This is a genomic window from Pseudomonas sp. P1_F1_2 (assembly GCF_056405815.1).
This window is the reverse complement of the sequence record NZ_JBFUBK010000197.1, coordinates 1-3,105: the sequence shown is the minus strand read 5'-3', so window position 1 is coordinate 3,105 and position 3,105 is coordinate 1. Positions and strand designations below refer to the sequence as shown.

General features: G+C 53.3%; 2 protein-coding genes and 1 pseudogene. All 3 read right to left on the bottom strand.

Features of this window, described 5'->3' with window-relative positions; genetic code table 11:
* Positions 1–1,809 (bottom strand): annotated as a pseudogene (locus AC1D2P_RS30440) (type IV secretion protein Rhs); the annotation flags it as partial.
* Positions 1,810–1,904: 95 nt separating this feature from the next.
* Positions 1,905–2,336 carry a hypothetical protein gene (locus tag AC1D2P_RS30435; protein ID WP_223524506.1) on the bottom strand — a complete coding sequence of 144 codons (432 nt, stop codon included), beginning with the start codon at positions 2,334–2,336 and terminating at the stop codon, positions 1,905–1,907.
* The coding region (locus tag AC1D2P_RS30430; RefSeq protein ID WP_477811757.1) for an RHS repeat-associated core domain-containing protein at positions 2,333–3,105 on the bottom strand (773 nt) is incomplete at its 5' end. The genes AC1D2P_RS30430 and AC1D2P_RS30435, both read right to left, overlap by 4 nt.

Here is a 3,105-nt window from a genome sequence, read left to right as displayed (position 1 = left end):
GATCAGGCGTTCGCCTTGCCACAGGAATTCAGTGGTGCTGCCATCGACAGTTTTTTCGATGCGCCGGCCGAAGGCGTCGTATTTATAGGACGCGACACTACCCCCCGGCAGACTGGCACCAATCAAACGGTGCTGGCAGTCGTAACGGTATTCGGTGACGAGTTTCTGTCCGGTGCCGCGACGTTCGCGAGTCAGGTTGCCGTAGGCGTCGTAGTCGTAGTGGCGGTCGCCTTGCATGAGCAGGCGGTTGCCTTTGACGTTGGCCAGGTTCGCGGTGGGCTGGTCGCCTTGGCCCAGCAAGTTGCCGGCGGGGTCATGGGCGAAGCTTTCCGGGGTGGTGCCGCGAACGTTGATCAGGCGATCGAGCGGGTCGTAGTGGTAGCTGCGATTTCCCTTGCGGCTGTCGTCGATGCCGGCGAGGTTGCCGTTGGCGTCGTAGGCGTAGCGGCGGAGGAACAGGTTTCTATCTTTTTGGCTGACGCTGTGTGCTTGCAGACGGCCTTGATCGTCGTACTGATACTCGCTGAGTAGCAGGCCTTGTTGGCGTTTTTGCTCGAGACCGGCGTTGAACTGATGGGTGGTCAGGCGCGAGCCGTTGAGGTCGATGCTGCTTAGTTGGCCGCCGCGCTGGTGGCGGTAATCGAGCTTACTGCCGTCCGGAAGGCGGCAGTGGCTGAGTTGTCCAACGCTGTCGTACTCGTAGCGCAGGGTGCCCCAGCCTTGGTGTTCGGTGATCAGGCGGTCTTGCAGATCGTATTCATACGCCAGCGGCCAGTTGCCGTCGTCGACGTTGACCAGACGGCCAAGGGCGTCATAGCTGTAATGGATCTCCTCGCCATCGGCCAGGGTTTTGACCAGTAAACGGCCAGCAGCGTCGCGCTGATATTCAGTGATAAGTTCACTGCCATCGTCGCCGAACTCGGTTTTCTTCAGCAGTTGGCCGTTGAGGTCGTATTCATAGGCGGTGCGGCGCCCGTCGAAACCGGTTTCCTGCTGGATCAGGCCGTTAGTGTGGTAGTCAAGATGGTAGTGCTCGCCACGTTCGTTCTCGATCTCTGTCAGCAGTAATCTCGAGTTGTCGTAGCGATAACGCAACTGGCTACCGTCCGGATTGATCCGGCGGCTGACCAGGTGCAGACCATCGGCATATTCGTAACGCGTCACGCGGCCCAGCTCATCGCGCTCTGCGGTGACGCGGCCGTACGGGTTATAAGTGAACGCACGGCTGGCGCCGCCGGGCAGGGTGACTTGCGTCAGGCGGCTGACTGCATCCCATTGGTAGTGGGTGATCGCGCCGGTTTCGTCCTGACGAGTAATCTGCCGACCCAGTGCGTCATAGCGGTATTTGCGCTGGCCGCCGTCGGGCAGGCGTTCTTCCAGCAGTTGGCCGAGGTTGTTCCAGCCCAGTTGATGGCGGCTGCCATCGGGATGACGGATTTCCAACAGGCGACCCTGACGGTCGTAGCTGTAGTCGGTTTCGTTTCCATGGGGGTCGGTTTGCTGGGTGATATCGCCCTGACGGTTGCGCTCGTACTTCCAGCGAGCTCTGCCGCGTTGCACATCGATGAGTTGGCCATCGTAGTAGTTGTAGCGAGTCGGTTCATCTTCTGGAGGTACAACCGCAATCAAACGTCCGGCGTCGTTGTATTGGTATTCGGTGACGGCTCCCAGTGCGTCTTTTTCAGCGATCAGGCGACCTTCGCTGTCATACGCTCTTTGCGTTTCCGCTCCGTCGGGGGCGGTCTCGCTGATAAGTCGCGCATTTTCGTCATGTACGTAAACCTGCTCGCTGCCATCGGCGTTAAGAATGAAAAGTGGAAGGATTTATTTTCTTGCGTGAAAATAAATCCGTCCACTTTTTCTTGTCCCCTTTTTTCTTATAGTTCTTGGTTTGATGAGTTTCTTCACGGCTTTTTGAAAGGAAATGTCTCGCCTGTAATAATTATTTGCTCTTCCTGTATAACAACATTTTTTATGCTGTTGACTACTAATTTTAGGTTTTTGGAATTTGGAAATAATGAGTCTAGTAAGTCGAAATATAGATAATCGTTAATAAGGGTGGCGGCTAGGTTTGGTTTGTGTTCAATAAGCTGCGTGAAGCTTGCATAGTTGGCTTCTTTTAGGTTTTCAATGTCCGCGAATCCTTGTTGAGAATCATCGATTTTGCATTGGTGAATAAAGGAGTCTGCACTTTTTAGAAAATTTTCTGTTAGCTCTTTAACGTTTATGGTTAATTCATATTCCGTTGTCTCAAGTCCAGGGTTTTCTCCAAAGCCAAGACTTCTATAGCCAATTTCGCTCGGGTTGATGGCCAAGCTAGCAGATCTGAAATTCATGGTGCTGTTCCCGGTGGTAGGAGAGTAATGGTTCCATCTTCATCTAGCGTAATGGAACCTGATGGTTTGTACTCTTGCCCTGCTTTAGGGTCGAGACCAGAGCGTGTTCCGGAGCGTTGGAAGAACTCTTCCGGCGATTTTATTTCTTCGATGTTTGCGGTTTTATTTCCGGGTACGATCCTTGTTTTCTCAAGCGATAAGAAGCCTTCTCTTAACTCAAATTTACCTTCGAGGGATTTAACATGCTTTCCCGCTTGATTTGCATTTAGGTGACCGAATCCAACGTCTAAGTCGCTACCAGGGAGGTTGTCACCCCTGACCCTGCTTCCTCCGATCACGACCGAGGTTCCCTTTTTATAGGAGTCTTCAAGAATCATTTGCGCTTGCTCTTTAGGCAACCCCGGAAGGTGTTCTTGCAAAAATACTGCTTGCTCTTCAGGCCCGGAAGTTTTTATAACTGTTTTTTCGGGGTATTTAGTGAATACCGATTTTTCTGTCCATTTTTTAGGCGGTTCCGCGTCCGGGCATTCTCCTAGCGTGGAATGTAAGCCCAACGGATCCACCCACCCCGTAGGGTTAGGCACGTACTGGTAGTTGTTCAACCCACCCGCAAGCTTGATCGGATCCGGCGTCAGATACCGCCCGGTCCCCGGATTGTAGTAGCGATGCCGGTTGTAGTGTAAGCCCGTCTCCGCATCGAAGTACTGCCCCTGAAACCGCAGCGGGTTGTCAATTTCGGCAACATCGAGTGCAGCGAGATTGCCATAAG